The organism is Rhodopseudomonas palustris, assembly GCF_034479375.1.
Taxonomy (GTDB): Bacteria; Pseudomonadota; Alphaproteobacteria; order Rhizobiales; family Xanthobacteraceae; genus Rhodopseudomonas; species Rhodopseudomonas palustris_M.
This window is the reverse complement of the sequence record NZ_CP140155.1, coordinates 658927-681462: the sequence shown is the minus strand read 5'-3', so window position 1 is coordinate 681462 and position 22536 is coordinate 658927. Positions and strand designations below refer to the sequence as shown.

Sequence of the window (22536 nt, the reverse complement as noted above, 5' to 3'; positions counted from 1 at the left end):
ATCCGTCGGGTCCGCCTTCATATAGTGTTTCGTTTGCGACGTGCACCCTCAGACGACGATTCTTTGCGTCATAACAGGCTGTTGCGCGTCGCGAAGCGGACGACTGTCTTGACGCTGTAATCCCGCGGTGCCACATCGCTCACCATGAGCGAAATCAAAACCGTCTGCGTTTATTGCGGGTCCGGAGCGGGCACCAACCCCCTTTTCATCGAGGCGGCCCGGGCCTTCGGCAAGGAACTCGCCGAGAGCGGCGTGACGCTGGTCTATGGCGGCGGCGCGATCGGGCTGATGGGCGCGGTCGCCAACGCCGTGCTGGATCACGGCGGCACCGTCACCGGGATCATCCCCGGGTTTCTACGCACCAAAGAGATCGCGCTCGACCGCGTGCAGGACCTGATCGTCACCGACGACATGCACGAACGCAAGCGGCTGATGTTCGAACGCTCCGACGCCTTCGTGGCGCTGCCCGGCGGCGTGGGCACGCTGGAGGAACTGGTCGAGCAGATGACCTGGCAGCAGCTCGGCCGGCACCGGAAGCCGATCCTGATCGCCAATATCGAAGGCTTCTGGGACCCGCTGCTCGGACTGCTGGCGCACATGACCGAAGCCGCCTTCATCCGCCCCCAACTCTCGGTCAACGTCCTGACCGCAGATTCCGTCAGCGAAATTCTGCCGAAGCTGCGCGCCGCCGCGGCGCCGGAGCAGGCCAAGATGATGCCGCCCGAGATCGCGCGCCGGCTTTGATCGCCACGTCCGGACAAGGCCCGTGCTGATCGGTCGCCTCTGAGACATGACTCGAAGGCTTCTTCCACGGGCTGCGTTCGGGCGGCATTCGTTTCGATTTTGCTCGCCCCGATGAGTGTAGACCGGTCAGCCGCGATAAGGTTTGGATATAGGGGGTTGTCCCGAGTTGCTCCCCTTCCCCGCGATGCCTAGCCTCGCGCCGAAAAACACACCTGAATCGAGCAACTCATGACTGCGAGCAAGGGCCGCTTCGGCAAACGCTTCGGAATCATCGCGGCCATCGCCGTCCTTGCGATCGGCGGCGCCGCCGCCTGGATCGTGCAACCGCCGCCGATCGAGCAAAATGATCCGGGCTTCGGGGCCAATGTCGATCCCGCGCTGGTCGCGCGCGGCGAATACATCGCGCGGCTGGGCGACTGCGTCGCCTGCCATACCGCCGAGGGCGGCCCTCTCATGGCCGGCGGCCGCGCGCTCGAGACGCCGTTCGGCACCGTCTTTTCGACCAATGTGACGCCCGATCCGAAAACCGGACTCGGGCAATGGTCGTTCGGCGCGTTCGATCGCGCGATGCGCAAGGGCGTGTCGGCGGACGGCCACAATCTGTATCCGGCGATGCCCTATCCGTCCTACGCGAAGATGACGGACGACGACATGAAGGCGCTGTGGGCCTATCTCCTCAAGGGCCTCGCGCCGGTCGAGCAGGCCAATCGCCCGCTCGCCATGCAGTTTCCGTTCAACATGCGCATCGGTCTCGCCGCCTGGAATTTCGCCTTCCTCGACGCGACGCCGTTCAAGCCCGATCCGGCGAAGGATGCGGTGTGGAATCGCGGCGCCTATCTCGTCCAGGGTCTCGGCCATTGCGGCGCCTGTCACACGCCGCGCGGCCTCGGCTTCCAGGAAAAGGCGATGAGCGACGCCGGACCGGGGGGCCATTTCTATCTCGCCGGCGCCAAGGTCGAGAACTGGAATGCGATCGAGCTGCGCGATCTATGGACCGTCGAGGACACCGTCCTGCTGCTGAAGACCGGCCAAAATCGTTTCGCCACCGCCTCCGGCAGCATGACCGACGTCATCCTGCATTCGACGCAGGGGCTCTCCGACCAGGACCTGACCGCGATCGCGACCTATCTCAAGGCGCTGCCGTCCGATCGGCCGAAGGCCGAGGCGCGGATCGCCTCGACCGAGGCTCCCGCGAACACTTTCACCACCCGCGGCGGGCTCGGCTATGCGCAGTTCTGCACCGACTGTCACCGGGCCGATGGCGCCGGGGTGAAGGGCATCTTCCCGCCACTCGCCGGCAATCCGACCGTCACCGCGAAAGATCCGGCGACGCTGGTGCATATCGCGCTGACCGGCTGGAAGACCACCGCGACCGCCGCCCATCCGCGGGTCTGGACGATGCCGGCCTTCGCCCGCCTCGCCGATCGCGAGATCGCCGAGATCCTGTCCTTCGTGCGCGAGAGCTGGGGCGAAGGCGCAGCTCCGGTCACCGTGGCCGAGGTCGCCGCGGCGCGTGCCGCGCTCGATCCGAAGATCGACAAGTCGCTGTTCGAGACGCCACGCCTCGCCGACCTGCTGGCGCAGCCGAATGCGCCGCAACTGGTGCGCGGCATGCGGCTCAACGCCGAAACCCGCGCGCTGCTGCCGAACCATGTCGGCGACGATCTCAATTGCGCATCCTGCCATCTCAACGCCGGAACGGTGGCGGACGGCAGCCCCTATGTCGGCGTCTCGGCGTTCTTCCCCAGCTACGCACCGCGCGCCGGCCGCGAGATCACGCTGGAGGACCGCATCAACGGCTGTTTCCTGCGCTCGATGAACGGCAAGCCGCTGCCGGTCGACGGCGCCGACATGCAGGCGATGGTGGCGTATTTCAACTGGATGAAGGGCGCGACCAAACCCTCCGACAAGGTGGCCGGACGCGGCGTCGGCAAGGTCGACACGACGTTGAAGCCCGATCCGGACAACGGCAAGACGATCTACGTGGCGCAATGCGTAGCCTGCCACGGCCAGAACGGCGAAGGCCTGAAAGACGCCGCCGGCCGGCTGGTCTATCCGCCGCTATGGGGCGAGCGTTCCTTCAACATCGGTGCCGGCATGGCGCGCACCTACACCGCCGCCGCCTTCGTCAAGCGCAACATGCCGATCGGCACCCACGAGAAATTCCCGCTGGGACAAGGCAGCCTGACCGATCAGGAGGCGATCGACGTGGCGGAGTATTTCAGCCACATGGAGCGGCCCGACTTCCCCGGCAAGGTCAAGGACTGGCCGAACGGCAACAGGCCGAAGGACGCGCGCTACTGATAGGTTCTATCCGACAGCGCCCCTGTCCAAACGGCGCAGCGCCGCTCATCCTCAGAGCGGCGCGTTCGATTTCACCAGCTTGTAGACCACCGAATCCATCAGCGCCTGGAACGAGGCGTCGATGATATTCGGCGACACGCCGATCGTGGTCCAGCGCTCGCCGAGTTCGTCCTCGCTCTCGATCAGGACCCGAGTCACGGCCTCGGTGCCGCCATTGAGGATACGGACGCGGTAGTCGACCAGCTTCAGGCCCTCGATGTACTTCTGATACTTGCCGAGGTCCTTGCGCAACGCGACGTCGAGCGCATTGACCGGGCCGTTGCCTTCGGCAGCCGAGATCAGCGTCTCGCCGTCGACCACCACCTTGACCACCGCCATCGCCACGGTGACGCGGTTGCCGTGCGAATTGTAGCGCTGCTCGACGTTGACGTCGAACTGCTCGACATGGAAGAACTCCGGCACCTGCCCGAGCGTGCTGCGCGCCAGCAGATCGAACGACGCGTTGGCGGACTCGTAGGCGTAGCCCGCCGCCTCCCGCTCCTTCATCTTCTCGATCAGCCGGCCGAGCTTGGGATCGTTGCGGTCGAACTCGATCGTGGTGCGCGACAGCTCCGCAACCACATTCGACTTGCCGGCCTGATCCGACACCAGCACCTTGCGGTGGTTGCCGACGGATTCAGGCGTGACGTGCTCGTAAGTGTGCGGGTCCTTCATCACCGCCGAAGCGTGGATCCCAGTTTTCGTGACGAAGGCGCTGCCGCCGACATAGGGCGCGTGCGGATTGGGCGCGCGGTCCAGAATATTGTCGAGCGCGCGCGACACCTGCACCAAGCTCGCCAGCTTGTCGTCGGAGACGCCGATCTCGAACCTATCGGCGAATTCCTTCTTCAGCTTCAGCGTCGGGATCATCGACACCAGATTGGCGTTGCCGCAGCGCTCGCCGAGTCCGTTCAGCGTGCCCTGGATCTGCCGCGCGCCGGCGCGCACCGCGGCGAACGACACCGCTACCGCCTGCTCGGTGTCGTTATGGGCGTGGATGCCGACATGGCTGCCGGGGATGTGTTTGACCACCTCGCCGACGATCGCCTCGACCTCGTCCGGCATGGTGCCGCCATTGGTGTCGCACAGCACCACCCAACGCGCGCCGGACTCGTAGGCCGCCTTGGCGCAGTCCAGTGCGAACGCCGGGTTCTCCTTGTAGCCGTCGAAGAAGTGCTCGCAATCGACCAGCACTTCGCGACCCTTGTCCTTGGCGAGCGAGACGCTGTCGCGGATCGAGGCGATGTTCTCGTCGTTGGTGGTCTCCAGCGCAACGCGGACCTGATACTCCGACGATTTGGCGACGTAGCAGATCGCGTCCGCCTTGGCGTCGAGCAGCAGCGCGACGCCGGGATCGTTCGAGGCCGAGCGGCCCGGCCGCCGCGTCATGCCGAAGGCGGCGAAGGTCGCGCGCTCGAGCTTCTGCTCGGTGGCGAAGAATTCGGTGTCGAGCGGATTGGCGCCGGGATAGCCGCCCTCGACATAGTCGATGCCGAGGTCGTCGAGCAGGCCGGCGATCAGCCGCTTGTCGTGCAGCGTGAAGTCGACGCCGTTGGTCTGCGCGCCGTCGCGTAGCGTGGTGTCGTAGAGATACAGCCGTTCCCGACTCATTGGTCTGCTCCCGGCGCTGCGGGGTCCGCGAGCGTCTTTTTCATCGAGGTGTTGGCGAGCCATTCGCCGTTGATCGTGACGGTGTTGCGCTGGGTCGCGACATAGCCGCGCTTAGCGAAAAATTCGGCGGCGTTGTCGCTGGCGTCCACCGTCAGCGCCTGTGCGCCGCGGGCGCCGGCGAGCTTTTCCAGCGCGTCGATCAGCGTCGCGCCGACGCGCTGGCCGACGAAATCAGGATGCACGAACAGCATGTCGATATGACCCGTCCCCTCGAGCGACGCGAAGCCCACCGGCGCGCCGCCCAGCGTCGCGATGAGCGTGAGCTGCGACGCGAGCCTGGCGGCGAATTTCTCCTCGTCGTCGGCGGCCGAGACCCAGGCTTCCTGCTGCGCCTCGCTGTAGTCATCGGACGTGAGCTGCTCGATCGACGCGAAGAAGATCGCAGCCGCGATCTCGGCATCCTCGGGCAGATACGGCCGCAGCGCCGGTTTCGGATCAGCGTTCATAACTCACCAGAAATTGTACAGCTTCAGCACCAGCGCCGTCGCGCCGGCGAGCAGCGCGATCTTGATCGCGATGTAGTACAGCCAGTGCCTCGGAAACGGCGTGTCGGGGCGATGCGAGGGATTGTTCTCTGTCATTGGATGATCTCCCGTTCGGCCTTCGCTACTTTTGCGCCTGCGACCTCCGCGCCTGACGCTTCGACGGTTGCGACTTCCGCGTTCGCAGCCCCGAACAATCTTTCGTTCGTCATTCCGGGATGCGCCCGCAGGGCGCAGACCCGGAATCCCGAGGTTGTGGCGGCGAGATTCCGGGTTCGCACGCTGCGCGTGCGCCCCGGAATGACGTCGGTAAGAGGCAGTGCGGCTCCCCAAACACCACCGTCATGCGCGGGCTCGACCCGCGCATCCATCTTCGCAACAATGGCGGCGTGACTTGCGGGATGGATTGCCGGGTCAAGCCCGGCAATGACGACCGTGGAGACGCCGCTCATCGCGCGATCTCCCAGGTCGTCACCGGCTTGCCGTCGGCGTCCTTGCCGTCCTTGATCGCGATGCCCATCGCGGCGAGCTCGTCGCGGATGCGGTCGGATTCTTTGAAGTCTTTGCGCACGCGGGCGGCCGTTCGTTCCGAGATAAGCGCATCAATTCTATCGCGCTTCTCAAAAGCAGAATGAACGGCTTTGGTGAGAGGTGACCTATAGCTGGCAAGATCAAGCCCCATTAGCTTCAATCCGGCTGCCAACCCAGAATAGTCCTTTGCTCTTCCCAGGCGATGCAATTCTGCAATCGCACGCGGAGTATTGAGGTCATCTAGAAGGGCCTCGCAAAGATTCACTGATGGAGGTACCGCCTCAATGCCTTCGATTTTGTTCGCCCAACTGTCCAAAGCTTGCCGAGCTTCCTCCAGATTTTGATGAGTCCAATCGATCGGTTGGCGATAGTGCGTCCTTAACATTGCCAAGCGTAGCTCAAGTCCCTCCCACTTCCGTCCGCCGAATTTCTCCGTCTCCAGCAACTCCCTGATCGTGACGAAATTCCCCAAACTCTTCGACATCTTCTCGCCTTCGACCTGCAGGAAGCCGTTGTGCATCCAGGTCTGGGCCATGCGCTCGGTGTGGAAGGCGCAGCAGCTTTGGGCGACTTCGTTTTCGTGATGCGGAAACACCAGGTCGATGCCGCCGCCGTGGATGTCGAAGGTCTCGCCGAGATGCTTCCACGACATCGCGGAGCATTCGATATGCCAGCCCGGCCGTCCTTGCGTCGTGATGCCGGCCGGCGACGGCCAGGACGGCTCGCCGGGCTTCGACGGTTTCCACAGCACGAAGTCGGTGGCGTCGCGCTTGTAGGGCGCGACGTCGACGCGGGCGCCGGCGATCATTTCGTCGAGCGATCGATTGGCGAGCGCGCCGTAGCGCGGCAGCACGCCGTTGGCGGCGTTCATCGCCGCCGGCGAAAACAGCACGTGATCCGCGGCCACATAGGCGAAGCCGCCTTCGACCAGCCGGTCGATGATGGTGCGCATCTCGCCGATGTGTTCGGTGGCGCGCGGCTCGACGGTCGGCCGCAGGCAGCCGAGCGCATCGACGTCGTCGTGGAATTGCTGCTCGGTCTGCTCGGTGACCTTGCGGATCGCCTCGTTCAGCGGCAGGCCGGGATAGTCACGCGCCGCGCGATCGTTGATCTTGTCGTCGACGTCGGTGATGTTGCGGACGTATTTGACGTGATCCGCGCCGTAGAGATGCCGCAGCAGCCGGAACAGCACGTCGAACACGATGACGGGCCGGGCGTTGCCGATATGGGCGAAGTCGTAGACCGTGGGACCGCAGACATACATCCGCACGTTGTGCGGATCGATCGGCGCGAAGTCGCGCTTCTCCTTGGTCAGCGTATCGTAGAGGCGCAAAGCCATGGATTCCCGTCCCCTGCGGCCGGGCGTCCAGTGATCTCATGAGAGAAAAGACGGCCTCAGCCAGCGTTGAGCTAGCTCATAATCTCGCGGCAGATGCCACAAATCGAGAAAAGACCGTTCATCGGCGCACCATGGCCAGCCGCCGGAACGGCGTCAAGCCCGTCGAATGCCCTAAGGGAACGGGACCGACCGATTTCCGATGGGAGCCCTTCCCCGGCTCCGCGCCGGCCGGGTTCCCGCCCATGGTTAACCAATCTTTACCCTTTGTCGGCTATCGGTCGGAGGCCGCTGCTCTGGTCCACTGGTGTCCCATGAAACTGATTCCAGCCCTTGTTGCCTGCCTGGTGCTGCTCTCGGCTTCTGCCGCCTCGGCGGACAGCCGCGTCTTTATTATCGCCAACCAGCCGGACGGCAACGGCGTCGACCAGTGCCTGGCCAAGAGCGAGCGATGCGGCGCCCATGCGGCGCTGGCTTATTGCAAGGAGCGGGATTTCGTCCAGGCGACCGCCTATCGCCGGGTCGACCCGGACGAGGTCACCGGCGCGGTGCCGAAGACCGTCGGCGCCGCCTGCCTGCGGGGCGGCTGCGACGAATATGTCGCGATCACCTGCCAGCGTTAGGCTGCGCGAAATCGCCTGTGGCTCCGCCACAGAGACGCCCCGGAAACGACGTGACGATGCCGCGAGAAGCCGTTAAGAGGTGCTTTACCGTCGCGGTTTCAACGGATTGCCCGGCGGATTCGATCGCGCGGGTTTGCTGAGACGGTTCGGCGGACGCCGATCTCACCATCCGCTCGGAATCCCTGAATGCCGGAATTGTTCGAGACCGCGAAGTCCCCCCGCCGCTGGTTGCTGGCCGGCGCCGCGCTGTTCGCCGCCGTGCTTCTGGACATCGCCACGCCCGGCTCCGGCGCGCATGCGCAGCAGGGCTATCCGCCCCCCGGCGGCGCACCTCAGGGCGCGGTCAATCCGGTCTGCCCGCGTCTCGAAGCGCAACTCGCGTCGATCGACCGCGGCGGCGGAGATCCGGCCCGCGCCGAGCAGATCCGCCGCTACGAGGACGCCGTCAACCGCCAGCAGGGCGAGCTCGACCGCGTCACCATGCAGGCCAAGCGGATGGGCTGCGACAGCTCCGGCTTCTTCTCGCTGTTCAACGGCCAGTCGGCGCAGTGCGGCCCGGTCAACAACCAGATCCAGCAGATGCGCGGCAATCTCGACCAGATGACCTCGGGCCTCGAGCGGCTGCGCACCGGCGGCCCCGGCGGCGGCGACCGCGACAATCAGCGCCGCTCGGTGCTGATGGCGCTGGCGCAGAACAATTGCGGCCCGCAATACGCCGCGGCCGCGCAGCAAGGCAGCGGCAATTTCCTCGACAATCTGTTCCGCGGCAACTCGCCGAACGTCCCCGGCGCGCCGCTGCCGGATTTCAACACCGATTCCGGCACCTTCCGCACCGTCTGCGTCCGCACCTGCGACGGCTATTACTTCCCGATCTCCTTCGCGACCGTACCGGGCCGTTTCGCCGACGACGAGAAGACCTGCAAGAGCCTGTGCCCGGCATCCGACGCGGCGCTGTACGCCTATCGCAACCCCGGCCAGGACATGAACTCCGCGGTGTCGATCAACGGCCAGCCCTACACCTCGCTGCCGGCCGCGTTCCGCTATCGTCAGGAATTCAACCCGGCGTGCTCGTGCAAGGCCGCGAACCAGAGCTGGGCCGACGCGTTGAAGGGCGTCGATGACACTTCCGCGCGCGAGCATGGCGACATCATCGTCACCGAGGAGAGCGCCAAGCGGATGGCGCTGCCGCCGGCGCAGCGGGCCGCGGCCCGCAAGGGCAATGCCGCCGCACCCCCGGCCACACCGGCGAATGGCGACGCCAAACCGCCGGCCACCACGAGTTCGTCCGATCCGGGCACGATCCGCTCAGTCGGCCCGACCTTCATCCCGGCGCGGTAAGGGCTCAGCGGAGGCGCGCGCAGCGCCGATTTGCTTGCGGCAAACCCGTGACAAACATTGGGCGAAATGTGGCGACGGCGTCTGCGCGCCGGCGATGCATCCTGGGCGCCGATAACAGTCCTCCGATACCGCCATTGCCGGCGACACCGCCCTCGCCCAACCCGCATAGCCCATCCGGGCCATAGCCGGCGGCGCGCCGGCCATCCTAGCTTCCCCGCTTCGCCGACAACGAACGGAGCTGGTCGATGCGAATCATTGTGGTCGGCGGCGGCATCGCCGGACTGGGCGCGGCCCATCGGTTGCGCGAGGACGGCCACGAGGTCGTGCTACTCGAACAGGACACCGAACCCGGCGGGCGCTGCCGCTCCGTCGAGTGGCACGGCGTCTGGGCGGTCACCGGGGCGTTCGCCTTTCTCGGCGCCGAGACCAATCTGATCGATCTCGCCCGCAAGCTCGGCATCGATCAGCCGGACGGCATGGTCGACCTCACCGCCGCCCATCAATGGAACGTGCTGGTCGAGCGCAAGCGGACCGTGGCGTTCGGCGCCTTCGACCTGATCAGCGCCGCCAAGCATCCGGCGATTCCACTGCTCGAAAAGGCCAAGCTGCTGGCGACGCTGCCGAAGCTCGCCCAGGTCGCCGTGGCCGGCGATCCGCGCGACATCACCAGCGCCGCGGCGCTCGACGACGTCAACGCCTGCGAATATTTCCGCCGCTACTCGCCGACCTTCGTCGATTACTTCCTCGAACCCTGCGTCGCGATGTTCTGCGGCTACGGTGAGGACGACTACTCGCTGGCCTGGACGGCGTGGAGCACGGCCGGCCGGCTGTCGTGGTCGGGCGACCGGATCTGGAGCTTCAAGGAGCGCGGCGCAGGCCGGATCACCTGGGAGCTCGGTCGCAGCCTCGCCGCCGATCCCAAGGTCGAGCTCCGGCTCGGCTGCCGGGCCAGTGCGGTGCGCTACGATGCCTACGGGGTGCAGGTCGACATCCAGCAGGACGGGCACGCCGAGACACTCAGCGGCGATGCCGTCGTCATGGCGGTGCCCGGCAACAAGGTGGCTGCGCTGATGCCGATGCTGGACGACGCCCGCCGCGGATTCTTCGACAAGATCGATTATTCCGGTCACCACATCGTCTACTATCTGCTCGACCGTCCCAAGGGCGATCTGCTCGACACCTACGTGCTGCCCGCGGCCGACGGATTTCGCCGCACCGGCAATCTGCGCTTCACCGACATGGGCAACGGCACCACCTTCGCGCATTCGCAATGGAAGGATTTTGGCTGCCGGCAGCACGCCGACGCCAGCACCGCGGATCTGCTGACCATCGCCTGGGGCGACGTCGTCGACGCCCTGCCGCAACTGGCCGAGACGCGCGTGATCGACAGCTTCATCTCGCGTCAACCGGACGCGATCTGCAAGCGGCCGAAGGGCTATATCGGCGGCCTGCAGCGGTTTCACGACCTCGGGCCGCTGCCGCGCGTCGCGTTCTGCGGCGACTATCTCACCAACAGCACGGTCGGCCAGTCGCACTGGTCGGGGCTGCAGGCCGCCGAGGACCTCATCGGGCGCGGCGCTTAGCTGGCGTCGCCCCCATGGCGCTGCGTACCGATCAGCGCGCTCAGTTCGGTGCGATTGCGCGTGCCGGTCTTATCGAGCACCGCGCGCATGTGGTTCTTGATCGTCCACGGACTGGCATCGAGCATGCGCGCGATCGATTTGTTCGGATGGCCGGCCGCCGCCAGCGCCGCAACCTGCCGTTCGCGCGGCGTCAATGCGTGGAACAGGTCGTTGCCGGCAAACAGCGGCACCGTCGCCGCGGCGCGCGCGATGACGCCGTGATACGCCATCTCCAGCAGCGGCAGCAGCGCCAGCGCCAGCCCGCGGTCACGCTCGTCGAAATCGCCGAGCCCGGCGTCGCGGACCAGACTCAAAGCGCCGACGATGCGGTTCTGCTCACGCAACGCCATGATCAGCACGAAGCCGGCGCCGCTGTCGGCCAGCAGCGTCTCGCGCGGCAGCGCCGCGCGGCGGGCAGCCGGCAGCAGGTCCGACAGCCGCGTCACGCCGTTCTCCGACGCCTCCCGATCGAGCCAACTCCGGATCGGATCGCGCGCCCTCACCTCGGCGCAATAATGCGCCTGGCACCAGGACGGCCAGTTGACGAAGTGCATCTCGCCGGGCCGCCCGCGCTGCCGATCGGACAGCACCGCGCGGGTCGCGCCGAACAAGGGCCGCAGCGACAGCATCGCCGCCTCGGCGAACGCCGCCGGCGCGGCAGGGCGCGACAGATCGGGGACCATGACGGCAGGATCGTGGATCGGCATTCGCGGCTCGCTGTGATCGGCGGGTGCACCGTGCCGATCGCGAAGCGACGACGGCATGGGCCGGTGCGGGCGCCCATCAAACCGGGTGGCGGCGGAAGGGGCAAGAGCGCATCGAATCGGGGACGCGTTGCACGGGCGATCAGCCTTCGAGCGAACGCCAATTCATGATATCCATGCTGATGGATTTCACGAGCATGGAGGCCTCCATGACATCTCGGACCGCCAAGATTGTCACCACCGGCCGCGGCCAGTTCGTCAGGCTCCCGGCCGAGTTCCGCTTCGAGGGCAGCGAAGTCTACGTGCACCGCGATCCCAGAACCGGCGACGTCATCCTGTCCCGCAAGCCGCATTCCTGGGACGGCCTGATCGCACTCTACGATCAGGATCAGGTGCCCGACGATTTCATGAGCCCGGCCGACCGGAGAGGGCCATCGCAGGATCGCGATCTGGTCTAGCGCAGGAGCGAGCTACGGCTCGATCTCGAACCTGGCATCGCCAGTAAATTCCTACTCCGTGTCGACGTACTGCCCTGAGACCAGGACGTCACCAAGGCCTATGCCGACCTCCGCGCAGCATGCGACGCCAAAGGCGTCACGCTCGCGCCCCTCGACATGATGATCGCCCCCCTGAGCGGCACTTCGCTTATCATCAACCTCGATGTATATTGAATCAATGCGCTGCATCTTTTGCCTTAAAGAACGCCAGCCAAGTGTGGAGCACGTCTTTTCGCTTGCGATCGGCGGTACGATCACTACCGACCGAGTATGTGGCGAATGCAATTCCGCGCTGGGAAGCCGCGTCGATTCCGCGCTCAACAACTTTCTGCCCATCCGAATACGCCGCGCAGAACTAGCACTGACCGGGAATAGTCGTGATCCGCCTTCGATATTCGAGATGTTTCTCGGCGACCAGCAACTTGTCGGACCGGCAGCGAATCGTATCCAAACGTCCTTTAACAAGGCAACCGGAACGCTCGACCATCGCCAACTCTATCATGCCGCCGATCTGGTGACGTCAGACGGCAAGAAAGTTCGTCAAATTACGCTGGACCAGCGCGACAAGGGGCAAATTCCGAAGATCATTCAGCGTGAGCGCAAGCGGCAAGGCTTGCCGCCGCTATCGTCGGAAGAGCTCGCGATCGAAGCTGGAAAAGCCACGCTCAGCACAATAGAACGACCATTAATCCAAGTGAACGTTAATGTGAGATTCGCCTTTTTGCGGCAGGCGATGATGAAGATCGCATACGAACTAGCGTTCGTATGGCTCGGGGAAAGTTATCTGGACGACCCGATGTCACTCGAGTTGCGGCATGCGATATTGATGGATGACATAACCTCAAGCGACATGCTGCCCGGATATGTGGGCTGGGCGGAGCCGTGTCCGGCTTTCAATTTTTGGATTCCGCATAGAGCCCACCATCTCGCCTTTTCATCAGTCGTCGATGGGTCCGTGATCGTTGCAGCTAGAGTTTTCGATATTTTCGCAGTAGCCATGCCCGTAAGTCGCAATGCAAGCCGCTATGTCGACAGCCATGCAGACGCGATGAATCTACCGTTTCTAGCGATTGATACAGCGAACAAAAGAACAGTTAAAACTACGCTCGGCGAAGAGCAACATAGGATTGCGCGCGAGATGACTAAAAATCGAAGGCCCCCACCCTTTCCCGACCCCCTTTAAGCCGGACATAGTGCACGAAGTAACAGATGAACTCAGCGGAGCCCTTGTTCGATCTCTGATACTGACCGGCACCGCTTCATTGGCCCACAACTAACCCTACCCCTCGAACGCCTCGCTCGACGCTCGCCCTGCCCGCACCACCAGCGCCTCGTCCGGCTCGGCCAGCGCCTCGGCCTTGTCGCGAAAGCGGTTGGTGATCGGGTAGCGGCGGTCGCGGCCGAAGTTTTTGCGGGTGACTTTGACGCCCGGTGCGGCCTGGCGGCGCTTGTATTCGGCGATGTTCAACAGCCGATCGATCCGCACCACGGTGTCCTTGTCGAAGCCGTCGGCGACGATCGATGCCAGCGGCTGCTCGCGTTCGACCAGCCGCTCGAGGATGGCGTCGAGCACCTCGTAGGGCGGCAGCGAATCCTGGTCGGTCTGGTTGTCGCGCAACTCCGCGGTCGGCGGGCGCACGATAATGCTCTCGGGGATCACCTCGCCGTCGGGGCCGAGCGCGCCGTCGGGCTTCCAGCGATTGCGCAATGACGACAGCCTGAATACTTGCGTCTTGTAGATGTCCTTGATCGGATTGAAGCCGCCGTTCATGTCGCCATACAGCGTGGCGTAGCCGACGCTCATTTCCGACTTGTTACCAGTGGTGACGACCATCGCGCCGGTCTTGTTGGAGATCGCCATCAACAGCGTGCCGCGGGTGCGCGCCTGCAGATTCTCCTCGGTGATGTCGCGTTCGAGGCCTTCGAACGGCTTCGCCAGAATCTCCTCGAAGCCGTTGACCGCGGCCGCAATCGGCAGCACTTCGTAGCCGAAGCCGAGTGCATTCGCGAGCCCGGCGGCATCATCCAGCGAGATCTGCGCGGTGTAGCGGAACGGCAGCATCACGCCGCGGACCTTGTCGGCGCCGAGCGCATCGACCGCGATCGCGGCGCACAGCGCGGAATCGATGCCGCCGGAAATGCCGAGCAGCACGCCGGGGAAGCCGTTCTTGCGGACGTAGTCGCGCAGGCCGAGCACGCAAGCGGCGTAGTCGCCCTCGTCGCCGTCGGGCACCGCGGCCACCGGGCCGTCGCAGCGCCAGCCGGAGGCGCCCTTGTGCCAGTGCAGCGTCGTGATGCACTCGGCGAACGCCGGCAATTGCGCCGCGAGCGAGCGGTCGGCATTGAGCGCAAAGGATGCGCCGTCGAACACCAGTTCGTCCTGGCCGCCGACCTGGTTGAGATAGACCAGCGGCAGATCGCTTTCGGTGACGCGCGCGACCTGCACCGACAGCCGCAGATCGCCCTTGCCGCGCGCGTAGGGCGAGCCGTTCGGCACGATCAGGATCTCGGCGCCGGTCTCGGCGAGACATTCGACGACGTTCTCGTAGTCCTCGGATTCCTCGAGCCAGGTGTCCTCGCAGATCGGCACGCCGACGCGGACGCCGCGGATCGTCACCGGACCAGCCACCGGGCCGCGTGCGAACACGCGCTTCTCGTCGAACACGCCGTAGTTCGGCAGATTGACCTTGTAGCGGATCGCCGCGATGCGGCCGCCGTCGAGCAGCGCGCAGGCGTTGTAGAGCTTGCCGCCGTCGACCCAGGGCGAGCCGATCAGCATTGCCGGCCCGCCATCGGCGGTCTCGCGCGCCAGCTCCTCGACCGCCGCACGACAGGCCGCCTGGAACGCCGGCTTCAGCACCAGATCTTCCGGCGGATAACCGGAGATGAACAGCTCAGGAAAGACGATGACGTCGGCGTTCTCGGCCGCGGCCTGCGCGCGCGCCGTGCGCGCCATCGCGGCGTTGCCGGCGATGTCGCCGACCGTCGGATTGAGCTGGGCGAGCGAGATCGTGAAACGGGCGGCTGTGTCGGTCATCCCCGAGATTTAGCCGCCCCCTGCCCGCTTCGCAATTGGCAGAGCTAGACCAGCCCCATGCGCTCGCCGAGCGCGAACAGCCAGACCATCCCGGCAATCGCGAGGGCGACCCCGACCGCGGCCGAGCCCATGTCCTTGACCCGCCCGATCTGCGGGTCGTGCTCGGTGGTGAGCCGGTCGGCGAGCTTCTCGATCGCGGTGTTGAGCAGTTCGACCACGATCACCAGGGCGACCACGGCGATGAGTTCGACGCGGCGGGAGGCCGTTGTGCCGATCAGCCACGCGGCCGGAACGGCGAGGACGAGCGCGACCAGTTCCTCGCGGATCGCCTGCTCGGAGCGGATCGCGAATTTGAGCCCGCGCCACGAATTGATCGTCGCCCGCCAGAACCTCAGCAACTGACCCAGCCCCTATTTGTCGTCATGCCCGCGCTTGTCGCGGGCATCCACGTCTTCGGAGGCGACGCCAAGTAAGGCGTGGATGGCCGGGACGAGCCCGGCCATGACGGAAGAGAGATCGATGATGGCGGCCGACTCTTAGAGCCCCGCCGCCACCGGCAGCGGGCTGACCTTGCCGGCGCGGCCCTGCTTCAGCAGATCCGCGATCAGGAACGCCATGTCGATCGACTGCTCGGCGTTGAGCCGCGGATCGCAGGCGGTGTGATAGCGGTTGTTGAGGTCCTCGTCGGTGATGGCGCGGGCGCCGCCGATGCATTCGGTGACGTTCTGCCCGGTCATCTCCAGATGCACGCCGCCGGCATGGGTGCCTTCCGCGGTGTGGATCGTGAAGAACGAGCGCACTTCGGAGAGGATGCGGTCGAACGGACGGGTCTTGTAGCCGGAGTTTGACGTGATGGTGTTGCCGTGCATCGGATCGCACGACCACACCACGTTGCGGCCCTCGCGCTGCACCGCGCGGATCATCGCCGGCAGATGATCGCCGATCTTCTCATGGCCGAACCGGCCGATCAGCGTCAGCCGCCCGGCTTCGTTCTCCGGATTGAGCACGTCGATCAGCTTGAGCAATTCGTCGGTCTTCAGCGACGGGCCGCATTTCAGGCCTATCGGATTCTTGATGCCGCGGAAGTACTCGACGTGGGCGTGATCGAGCTGGCGGGTGCGGTCGCCGATCCACAGCATGTGGCCGCTCGTCGCGTACCAGTCGCCCGTCGTGGAGTCGACGCGGGTCATCGCCTGCTCGTAGCCGAGCAGCAGCGCTTCATGGCTGGTGTAGAAATCAGTGGTGCCGAGCGAAGAATCGACCGCGAAGGTCAGGCCGCAGGCGCGCATGAAATCCAGCGCGCCGGAAACCCGATCGGCGAGATCGGCATAGGCCTTCGATTGCGGACTGTCGCTGACCGACTGCAGCATCCAGCGGTGCACGTTCTCGACGCTGGCATAGCCGCCCTTGGCGAAGGCGCGCAGCAGGTTCAGCGTCGCGGCGGACTGCCGATACGCTTCGAGTTGTCGGCGCGGATCGGGTACGCGCGCGAGCTCGGTGAAGCCGATGTCGTTGACGATATCGCCGCGATAGCTCGGCAGCTCGACGCCGTCGCGCTTCTCCATTGGAGCCGAGCGCGGCTTGGCGAACTGCCCGGCGATGCGGCCGACCTTCACCACCGGTGAGGCGCCCGCATAGGTCAGCACGATCGCCATCTGCAGGAAGACGCGGAACAGATCGCGGATGTTGTTGGCGCCGTGCTCGGCGAAGCTCTCGGCGCAATCGCCGCCCTGAAGCAGGAAAGATTCGCCGGCGGCGACGCTCGCCAGCGCCTTCTTCAGGTTGCGCGCCTCACCTGCAAAAACCAGCGGCGGAAAGCTCGACAGCTGCGCCTCGACGTCGCCCAACGCCTTCGCGTCCGGGTAGTCCGGCATCTGCTGAACCGGCTTGCTGCGCCAGCTATCGGGTGTCCAACGTTCGGACATGAGACCAACTCCTGAGGACCTGCCGCTCTATATATGTTCGCGGAGGCCGCGTTATACACAGGCTCCCCCCCGGCCGCCAGCCGGATTTCCGCGCAGCCTGACAACCCGTTGCGAACAATACGAGAATCGCCTCAGAGCGGCAAACCCGGCGGCTGCAGCAAACCCGGGGCAAACCACGGGCAAACTCGGGGGCGGGCTTATTCGGCCGCTTCGCGGACGTAACGGGCGGTCGGCGTCCGCATCGTCACCAGTTCTTCGGCCGCGGTCGGGTGCAGCGCCATGGTGGAATCGAAGTCCGCCTTGGTCGCCTTCACCTTCACCGCGATCGCGATCAGTTGGACCAGTTCGGCGGCCTCCGGGCCGACGATGTGGCAGCCGAGCACGCGGTCGCTGTCGCCGTCGACGATCAACTTCATCAGCGTGCGGATCTGGCTGCCCGACATCGTCGCCTTCATCGGGCGGAAATCGGTCTTGTAGATATCGACACGGTCGTACAGCGCGCGCGCCTGGGACTCGGTCAGGCCGACCGTGCCGACCTCCGGCTGCGAGAACACCGCGGTCGGGATGTTGGTGTAGTCGACCTGCGAAGGCCGATTGCCGAACACGGTGTCGGCGAAGGCGTGGCCCTCGCGGATCGCCACCGGCGTCAGATTGATGCGATGGGTGACGTCGCCGATCGCGTAGATGTGCGGCACCGAGGTCTGGCAGTACTCGTTGACGGCGATGCCGCCATTGTCCGGATTGATGGCGACGCCGGCCGTCTCCAGCCCTAGATTGGCGACGTTGGGATGCCGGCCGATCGCGAACATCACCTGGTCCGAGGCGATGCTGGAGCCGCTCGACAGATGCGAGGTGTATTCGTCGCCGAGCTTCTCGACCCGGGCGACGGTGCAGCCGGTGAGAATGCTGATGCCGGCCCGCTCCATCTCGGTGCGGACGTGGCTGCGGACATCCTCGTCGAAGCCGCGCAGGATGTTGTCGCCGCGATACACCAGTGTGACGTCGCAGCCGAGCCCGGCGAAGATGCAGGCGAATTCCAGCGCGATGTAGCCGCCGCCCTGGATCAGAATCCGCTTCGGCAGTTCAGGCAGATGAAACACTTCGTTCGACGAGATGACGTGCTCGATGCCGGGAATCATCGTGCCGTGGTTGGGCGCGCCGCCGGTCGCGATCAGGATGTATCTGGCGCGCACCATCTCGCCGGTCGACAGCCGCAGCGTGTGCGGGTCCTCGAACACCGCGCGCGCCTTGACGGTGCGGGCGCCGGACTTCTCGACATTGGTCGCGTAGATCGCCTCGAGCCGCGCGATCTCCTTGTCCTTGTTGGCGATCAGCGTCGGCCAGTCGAAATGCGCCTGCGGGATCGTCCAGCCGAAACCCGCGGCGTCGCGGATGTCCTGATGGATGTGGGAGGCGTAGACCATCAGCTTCTTCGGCACGCAGCCGCGGATCACGCAGGTGCCACCGAAGCGATATTCCTCGGCGACGGTGACGCGGGCGCCGTGGCCGGCGGCGATCCGGGCGGCGCGCACGCCGCCGGAGCCGCCACCAATGACGAACAGATCCGTGTCGAAGTCGGTCATGACGTATTCGCCCTGAGGCTGAAGAGGTCGTTGAAACTCAGTAGCTCGAAACTTGTGAGGCCGTCATTGCGAGGAGCGCCCGGATCGGCGCATTGCGCCGTCCGAGTGCAGGCTCCGCGACGAAGCAATCCAGCTCTGTGCACTGGGCTGGATTGCTTCGCTTCGCTCGCAATGACGAAAGAGGCGGACCGCCACGCGGCCGGTCAGATCGCCTTGCCGCGCTTGCGCATCTCGGCACGGAACTGGCCGTTGACTTCCTCGGAGAAGGTCTGCGCCCATTGCTGCATGTACGCCATGCTCTGCTGGATCGCCTTCGGCTCTTCGTTCAGCAGCTTCTGCCCGAGCGGCGTCTTGTAGAACACCACCAGGTCCTTCAGCTCCTGCTCGGTGAAATCCTGGGCGTAGATCTTCGCCATGCCGTCGCCGATTTCCTTCTCGCGGCCGGCCATATTCTTGGCGACCACGACGGCGACTTCCTTGAGGTCCTGCTGATAGTTCAGGTTGGTCTGCATCAGCGTGTCCATGGTGCGCTGGACGATGTTCGGCACCGCGCTGGCATAGATCGTATTGGCGCGCTTCAGCTCCAGGATCTCCTTGGCGGCCGCGACCGCCGCCGGGGTCGGCGGCTTGGTCTGGGCCTGCGCATGGCCGGCCGACAAGGCCAGGCCGAGCGCCAGCACGACGGCCGGCAGTGCTTTCGACAGATACTTCATTTCCAATTCTCCTGGATTTGGCGCTACGCCCGTTCGACAGTTCGAATTCCGTCGGTCCCCGCGAGCACCACGGTGCCGGCGATTCCGATAAACAACCCGTGCTCGACTACGCCCGGAATCTCGGACAACAAATGGGCCAGGCGAGGAGCATCCGGGATCCGCCCGAGATGGGCATCGACGATCCAGTGGCCACCATCGGTGACGAAAGCATGGCCGTCCTTGCCTTCGCGAAGCTGCAATCGGCCGGATGCGCCGACCTTGGCGCACGCCTGTTCGATCGCGCGCCGGGTCGCGGCCAGCCCGAATGGAATCACCTCCACCGGCAGCGGAAACTTGCCGAGGCAGTCGACCCATTTGGATTCGTCGGCAATCACGATCATGCGATCCGATGCGGCCGCGACGATCTTCTCGCGCAGCAGCGCACCGCCGCCGCCCTTGATCAGCTCGAGCCGGGTGTCGATCTCGTCGGCGCCGTCGACCGTCAGGTCGAGCCGGTCGATCTCATCGAGCGTAGTCAATCGAATACCGCAACGCTCGGCATCGGCCCGGGTCACCTCGGACGTCGGCACGCCGATGACATCGAGACCGGCGCGGACCTTTTCGCCCAGCAGCTCGACGAAATGCTTCGCGGTGGAGCCGGTGCCGAGACCGATCTTCATCCCGCCGCGGACCTCGTCCAGCGCACGCGCCGCGGCCTGCCGCTTCAAATCTTCCTTGTTCATCGGATCCCGACCCCTGCTCCCAACCGACCGTCCCCGGCGCAGCGCGGCATATCTAGCGACGTTTGCGGGATAACAACAGGGTGGATTGCATCGCCTCACCGGCATCAGACGGTTGCGGAAATCCGCCGGGACCGCTAGCGCTTCCCGCATGAGCACATCCCGCACCGTTGTCTTCGACCTGGACGGCACGCTGATCGACACCGCGCCGGACCTGATCAACGCCCTGAATTACATCCTGGTCCGCGAGGGCATGCCCGCGGTGCCGCTCGCAACCGCCCGCAACATGATCGGGCAAGGCGCGCGGCGGCTGCTGGAGCGCGGCCTCGAGCTCGACGGCCGGGTCATCAGCCCGGACGACGTCAACCGCCTCGCCGTCGATTTCATCGACTATTACGCGGCCAATATCGCGGTCGAGTCGCGGCCGTTCGAGGGGCTGGAACAGACGCTCGACGTGCTCGCCGGCCGGGGCTACCGCTTCGCGGTCTGCACCAACAAGCTGGAATGGCTGTCGAAGCTGCTGCTCGACCAGCTCGGCCTGAGCTCGCGCTTCGCCGCGATCTGCGGCGCCGACACGTTCGGCGCTGCCAAGCCCGATCCGACGATCCTGCGCGAGACCATCGGCCGCGCCGGTGGCGATCTGGCTTCGGCCGTGATGGTGGGAGACGCCGGTCCGGACGTCGGCGTCGCACGGCGCGCCGGGATTCCGGTGATCGGCGTGGAGTTCGGCTACACCGAGGTTCCGATTGCCGAACTCAAACCGGATTTGCTGGTCGGCCACATGCGCGACCTGCCGGACGCTGTCGGGCGCTTGCTGCCGCCGGTTTAGGATTCGACTGTATCGGCTTGATCGAACTACATAATATACGCGTGGACAATCGTTAACCAATACTTAAGATTGCACCCGAACCGGTTGCAAGCATGCCGTCGGCCGCTTATGGTCTGCCGGGGGCTGTGGCTGATAGCCGCACCAAGGGTGGACATTCCAGATGCGTCGTTTCGTAGTCGTTGCTGCCGCGGGCCTGAGCCTGGCCGGCTGTTCGTCGTTGTCGCTCGACGCGTTCAAGTCGGCGCCGCCGACCGCCACCGTTCAGCTCGAATCCACACCCGCCGGGGCCAATGCGGTCGCCTCCAGCGGCGAGAGCTGCAAGACGCCGTGTTCGATCACGGTCGCCGCCGCCGACTTCAGCGTTACGTTCAGCATGGACAAGTTCCAGCCGGTCACGGTGCCGGTTCAGGTCGTGGTGACGCCCGGCGATTTCACGACGTCCGCAACGGCCGCGGCCAATCCGAATCCGGTGATGGCCGAATTGCAGCCCGTCAAACCCGTCCGCAAACCCGCGAAGCGGGTCAGGAAGCCCAAGCCTGCTGCGACAGCGGCACCGGCAGCATCGGCGCCGGCGACCGAGTCTTCGCCGTTCCCCGATCCGGCCTCCCCCGCTCCGGCGCGCTGAGCCTTCTGCAACGCAGCAAGCCGCGCGATTGTGTGCGGCGGTAATCATGCATAAATAGCGGTGAGCTCCATGCCGCCGCGGCGGCACTTGTGACAGGGCCGCCGGATGATCGATGCTGACGTCACCCCCCCGCCGACCGTCGGCGCTTCGACCATGATCGATCCGTTCGGCCGGACGATCAACTATCTGCGGGTCTCAATCACCGACCGCTGCGATTTCCGCTGCGTGTACTGCATGTCCGAGGACATGACCTTCCTCCCGCGCGCCGATCTGCTCACGCTGGAGGAACTCGACCGGCTGTGCTCGGCGTTCATCGCGCGGGGCGTGCGCAAGCTCCGGCTGACCGGCGGCGAGCCGCTGGTCCGGCGCAACATGATGTCGCTGGTGCGCGCGCTGTCCCGCCACCTCGAAACCGGCGCGCTCGACGAACTGACCCTCACCACCAACGGCTCGCAGCTCGCACGCTTCGCCGCCGAACTACGCGATTGCGGCGTTCGGCGCGTCAACGTCTCGCTCGACACCCTCGATCCGGCGAAGTTCCGCGCGATCACCCGCTGGGGCGAATTCGACCGGGTGCTGGCCGGGATCGAGGCCGCGCGCGCGGCCGGCCTCGCCGTCAAGATCAACGCGGTGGCGCTGAAGGGGACCAACGAGGACGAGATCCCGTCGCTGATGCGATGGGCCCATGGGCTCGGCATGGGGCTGACGCTGATCGAGGTGATGCCGCTCGGCGAGGTCGGCGAAGGCCGGATCGATCAGTACGTGCCGCTGTCGCTGGTCCGGGCCCGGCTGTCGACCAACTACACCCTGACGGATTTGCCGGACTCGACCGGCGGTCCGGCCCGCTACGTCCGGGTCGAGGAGACCGGGGGCAAGCTCGGTTTCATCACCCCCCTCACCCACAATTTCTGCGAATCCTGCAACCGGGTGCGGATCACCTGCACCGGCACGCTGCACACCTGCCTCGGCCAGGAAGACGCATCCGACCTGCGCCGCCCGCTCCGCGCCTCACCGGACGACGATCTGCTCAATGCGGCGATCGACCGCGCCATCGGCACCAAGCCCAAGGGGCACGACTTCATCATCGACCGCAAGCACCACCGCCCCAGCGTCGGCCGGCATATGAGCGTCACCGGCGGCTGATTCCGGCCGATCAGTTCGTCCGTGTATTAACCGTTTGATCCATCATTGGAATGCCATTTTCCAATTGACGG

22 protein-coding genes and 1 pseudogene are annotated in these 22536 nt (G+C 65.4%); 11 read left to right on the top strand and 12 right to left on the bottom strand.

Going from position 1 to position 22536, the window contains the following annotated elements; all coding sequences use genetic code 11:
* Positions 1 to 144 precede the first annotated feature (144 nt).
* Together SR870_RS02980 and SR870_RS02975 are read left to right on the top strand one after the other, a co-directional pair.
* Entirely contained in the window at positions 145 to 744 is a 600-nt protein-coding gene (locus SR870_RS02980; RefSeq protein ID WP_322516565.1) for a TIGR00730 family Rossman fold protein, read from the top strand.
* 228 nt (positions 745 to 972) lie between these two features.
* Positions 973 to 3048: a c-type cytochrome gene (locus SR870_RS02975; protein ID WP_322516564.1), complete on the top strand. Its 2076-nt coding sequence runs from the start codon at positions 973 to 975 to the stop codon at positions 3046 to 3048.
* A 51-nt stretch (positions 3049 to 3099) separates the two neighbouring features.
* On the opposite strand, the gene cimA is transcribed toward SR870_RS02975, so the two are convergent.
* From cimA to cysS, 5 genes are read right to left on the bottom strand one after another with little or no spacing between them, the layout of a single operon-like run.
* Positions 3100 to 4698, bottom strand: coding sequence for a citramalate synthase (cimA, locus tag SR870_RS02970; RefSeq protein ID WP_322516563.1), 1599 nt, complete (start codon positions 4696 to 4698; stop codon positions 3100 to 3102).
* Positions 4695 to 5204: a GNAT family N-acetyltransferase gene (locus tag SR870_RS02965; RefSeq protein WP_322516562.1), complete on the bottom strand. Its 510-nt coding sequence runs from the start codon at positions 5202 to 5204 to the stop codon at positions 4695 to 4697. The genes cimA and SR870_RS02965 overlap by 4 nt, the downstream gene beginning before the upstream one ends.
* 3 nt (positions 5205 to 5207) lie before the next feature.
* Entirely contained in the window at positions 5208 to 5339 is a 132-nt protein-coding gene (locus SR870_RS02960) for a hypothetical protein (RefSeq protein ID WP_322516561.1), read from the bottom strand.
* Positions 5336 to 5692, bottom strand: a complete 357-nt coding sequence (locus tag SR870_RS02955) for a hypothetical protein (RefSeq protein ID WP_322516560.1) — start codon at positions 5690 to 5692, stop codon at positions 5336 to 5338. Before SR870_RS02955 ends, SR870_RS02960 begins: the two co-directional genes overlap by 4 nt.
* A complete protein-coding gene (gene cysS, locus SR870_RS02950; RefSeq protein WP_322516559.1) occupies positions 5689 to 7110 on the bottom strand; it encodes a cysteine--tRNA ligase in 1422 nt (473 codons plus the stop codon). The genes SR870_RS02955 and cysS overlap by 4 nt, the downstream gene beginning before the upstream one ends.
* 311 nt (positions 7111 to 7421) lie before the next feature.
* On the opposite strand from cysS, the gene SR870_RS02945 reads away from it, so the two are divergent.
* The 3 genes from SR870_RS02945 (at position 7422) to SR870_RS02935 (ending at position 10651) form a co-directional block, all read left to right on the top strand.
* Positions 7422 to 7730 (top strand): hypothetical protein, encoded by a 309-nt coding sequence (locus tag SR870_RS02945; protein WP_322518390.1) that lies wholly within the window; start codon positions 7422 to 7424, stop codon positions 7728 to 7730.
* Between the two features lie 186 nt (positions 7731 to 7916).
* Positions 7917 to 9068: a DUF2865 domain-containing protein gene (locus SR870_RS02940; RefSeq protein WP_322516558.1), complete on the top strand. Its 1152-nt coding sequence runs from the start codon at positions 7917 to 7919 to the stop codon at positions 9066 to 9068.
* A 245-nt stretch (positions 9069 to 9313) separates the two neighbouring features.
* Complete coding sequence (locus SR870_RS02935; RefSeq protein WP_322516557.1) at positions 9314 to 10651, top strand: FAD-dependent oxidoreductase; 1338 nt, start codon at positions 9314 to 9316, stop codon at positions 10649 to 10651.
* Here SR870_RS02935 and SR870_RS02930 read toward each other — a convergent pair.
* Complete coding sequence (locus tag SR870_RS02930) at positions 10648 to 11397, bottom strand: helix-turn-helix transcriptional regulator (RefSeq protein WP_322516556.1); 750 nt, start codon at positions 11395 to 11397, stop codon at positions 10648 to 10650. The genes SR870_RS02935 and SR870_RS02930 overlap by 4 nt on opposite strands.
* Positions 11398 to 11603: 206 nt before the next feature.
* Between SR870_RS02930 and SR870_RS02925 the strand changes: the two genes are divergently transcribed.
* The 3 genes and pseudogenes from SR870_RS02925 to SR870_RS02915 all read left to right on the top strand — a co-directional run bounded on the left by SR870_RS02925 (position 11604) and on the right by SR870_RS02915 (position 13074).
* On the top strand, positions 11604 to 11852 hold the full coding sequence (locus SR870_RS02925) for an antitoxin (RefSeq protein WP_322516555.1): 249 nt from the start codon (positions 11604 to 11606) through the stop codon (positions 11850 to 11852).
* A gap of 45 nt (positions 11853 to 11897) precedes the next feature.
* Positions 11898 to 12020, top strand: a pseudogene (locus SR870_RS02920) (VapC toxin family PIN domain ribonuclease); the annotation flags it as partial.
* A gap of 34 nt (positions 12021 to 12054) precedes the next feature.
* Positions 12055 to 13074 (top strand): HNH endonuclease, encoded by a 1020-nt coding sequence (locus tag SR870_RS02915; protein ID WP_322516554.1) that lies wholly within the window; start codon positions 12055 to 12057, stop codon positions 13072 to 13074.
* 96 nt (positions 13075 to 13170) lie between these two features.
* Here SR870_RS02915 and SR870_RS02910 read toward each other — a convergent pair whose 3' ends face one another.
* From SR870_RS02910 to rpiA, 6 genes are all read right to left on the bottom strand, one after another.
* Positions 13171 to 14928 (bottom strand): NAD+ synthase, encoded by a 1758-nt coding sequence (locus SR870_RS02910; RefSeq protein ID WP_322516553.1) that lies wholly within the window; start codon positions 14926 to 14928, stop codon positions 13171 to 13173.
* A 44-nt stretch (positions 14929 to 14972) separates the two neighbouring features.
* The gene (locus tag SR870_RS02905) at positions 14973 to 15326 is read right to left on the bottom strand and encodes a diacylglycerol kinase (protein ID WP_322516552.1); all 354 of its coding nucleotides are present in this window, start codon (positions 15324 to 15326) and stop codon (positions 14973 to 14975) included.
* Between the two features lie 138 nt (positions 15327 to 15464).
* A complete protein-coding gene (locus SR870_RS02900; RefSeq protein ID WP_322516551.1) occupies positions 15465 to 16853 on the bottom strand; it encodes a class II 3-deoxy-7-phosphoheptulonate synthase in 1389 nt (462 codons plus the stop codon).
* A gap of 197 nt (positions 16854 to 17050) precedes the next feature.
* Complete coding sequence (gene gor / locus SR870_RS02895) at positions 17051 to 18436, bottom strand: glutathione-disulfide reductase (protein WP_322516550.1); 1386 nt, start codon at positions 18434 to 18436, stop codon at positions 17051 to 17053.
* Between the two features lie 203 nt (positions 18437 to 18639).
* Positions 18640 to 19149, bottom strand: a complete 510-nt coding sequence (locus tag SR870_RS02890; protein WP_322516549.1) for a DUF2059 domain-containing protein — start codon at positions 19147 to 19149, stop codon at positions 18640 to 18642.
* Between the two features lie 23 nt (positions 19150 to 19172).
* Complete coding sequence (gene rpiA, locus SR870_RS02885) at positions 19173 to 19871, bottom strand: ribose-5-phosphate isomerase RpiA (protein WP_322518389.1); 699 nt, start codon at positions 19869 to 19871, stop codon at positions 19173 to 19175.
* A 148-nt stretch (positions 19872 to 20019) separates the two neighbouring features.
* Between rpiA and SR870_RS02880 the strand changes: the two genes are divergently transcribed.
* The 3 genes from SR870_RS02880 to moaA all read left to right on the top strand — a co-directional run bounded on the left by SR870_RS02880 (position 20020) and on the right by moaA (position 22465).
* Positions 20020 to 20697 (top strand): HAD-IA family hydrolase, encoded by a 678-nt coding sequence (locus SR870_RS02880; protein ID WP_322516548.1) that lies wholly within the window; start codon positions 20020 to 20022, stop codon positions 20695 to 20697.
* A gap of 160 nt (positions 20698 to 20857) precedes the next feature.
* Positions 20858 to 21322, top strand: a complete 465-nt coding sequence (locus SR870_RS02875) for a PEGA domain-containing protein (RefSeq protein WP_322516547.1) — start codon at positions 20858 to 20860, stop codon at positions 21320 to 21322.
* Between the two features lie 105 nt (positions 21323 to 21427).
* Entirely contained in the window at positions 21428 to 22465 is a 1038-nt protein-coding gene (gene moaA / locus SR870_RS02870; protein WP_322516546.1) for a GTP 3',8-cyclase MoaA, read from the top strand.
* Positions 22466 to 22536 lie beyond the last annotated feature (71 nt).

Bases quoted from the DNA above. Each gene is read 5' to 3' on its own strand.
- SR870_RS02980 (WP_322516565.1), top strand. From the start codon at position 145: ATGAGCGAAATCAAAACCGTCTGCGTTTATTGCGGGTCCGGAGCGGGC.
- SR870_RS02975 (WP_322516564.1), top strand. From the start codon at position 973: ATGACTGCGAGCAAGGGCCGCTTCGGCAAACGCTTCGGAATCATCGCG.
- cimA (WP_322516563.1), bottom strand. From the start codon at position 4,698: ATGAGTCGGGAACGGCTGTATCTCTACGACACCACGCTACGCGACGGC.
- SR870_RS02965 (WP_322516562.1), bottom strand. From the start codon at position 5,204: ATGAACGCTGATCCGAAACCGGCGCTGCGGCCGTATCTGCCCGAGGAT.
- SR870_RS02960 (WP_322516561.1), bottom strand. From the start codon at position 5,339: ATGACAGAGAACAATCCCTCGCATCGCCCCGACACGCCGTTTCCGAGG.
- SR870_RS02955 (WP_322516560.1), bottom strand. From the start codon at position 5,692: ATGAGCGGCGTCTCCACGGTCGTCATTGCCGGGCTTGACCCGGCAATC.
- cysS (WP_322516559.1), bottom strand. From the start codon at position 7,110: ATGGCTTTGCGCCTCTACGATACGCTGACCAAGGAGAAGCGCGACTTC.
- SR870_RS02945 (WP_322518390.1), top strand. From the start codon at position 7,422: ATGAAACTGATTCCAGCCCTTGTTGCCTGCCTGGTGCTGCTCTCGGCT.
- SR870_RS02940 (WP_322516558.1), top strand. From the start codon at position 7,917: ATGCCGGAATTGTTCGAGACCGCGAAGTCCCCCCGCCGCTGGTTGCTG.
- SR870_RS02935 (WP_322516557.1), top strand. From the start codon at position 9,314: ATGCGAATCATTGTGGTCGGCGGCGGCATCGCCGGACTGGGCGCGGCC.
- SR870_RS02930 (WP_322516556.1), bottom strand. From the start codon at position 11,397: ATGCCGATCCACGATCCTGCCGTCATGGTCCCCGATCTGTCGCGCCCT.
- SR870_RS02925 (WP_322516555.1), top strand. From the start codon at position 11,604: ATGACATCTCGGACCGCCAAGATTGTCACCACCGGCCGCGGCCAGTTC.
- SR870_RS02915 (WP_322516554.1), top strand. From the start codon at position 12,055: ATGTATATTGAATCAATGCGCTGCATCTTTTGCCTTAAAGAACGCCAG.
- SR870_RS02910 (WP_322516553.1), bottom strand. From the start codon at position 14,928: ATGACCGACACAGCCGCCCGTTTCACGATCTCGCTCGCCCAGCTCAAT.
- SR870_RS02900 (WP_322516551.1), bottom strand. From the start codon at position 16,853: ATGTCCGAACGTTGGACACCCGATAGCTGGCGCAGCAAGCCGGTTCAG.
- gor (WP_322516550.1), bottom strand. From the start codon at position 18,436: ATGACCGACTTCGACACGGATCTGTTCGTCATTGGTGGCGGCTCCGGC.
- SR870_RS02890 (WP_322516549.1), bottom strand. From the start codon at position 19,149: ATGAAGTATCTGTCGAAAGCACTGCCGGCCGTCGTGCTGGCGCTCGGC.
- rpiA (WP_322518389.1), bottom strand. From the start codon at position 19,871: ATGAACAAGGAAGATTTGAAGCGGCAGGCCGCGGCGCGTGCGCTGGAC.
- SR870_RS02880 (WP_322516548.1), top strand. From the start codon at position 20,020: ATGAGCACATCCCGCACCGTTGTCTTCGACCTGGACGGCACGCTGATC.
- SR870_RS02875 (WP_322516547.1), top strand. From the start codon at position 20,858: ATGCGTCGTTTCGTAGTCGTTGCTGCCGCGGGCCTGAGCCTGGCCGGC.
- moaA (WP_322516546.1), top strand. From the start codon at position 21,428: ATGATCGATGCTGACGTCACCCCCCCGCCGACCGTCGGCGCTTCGACC.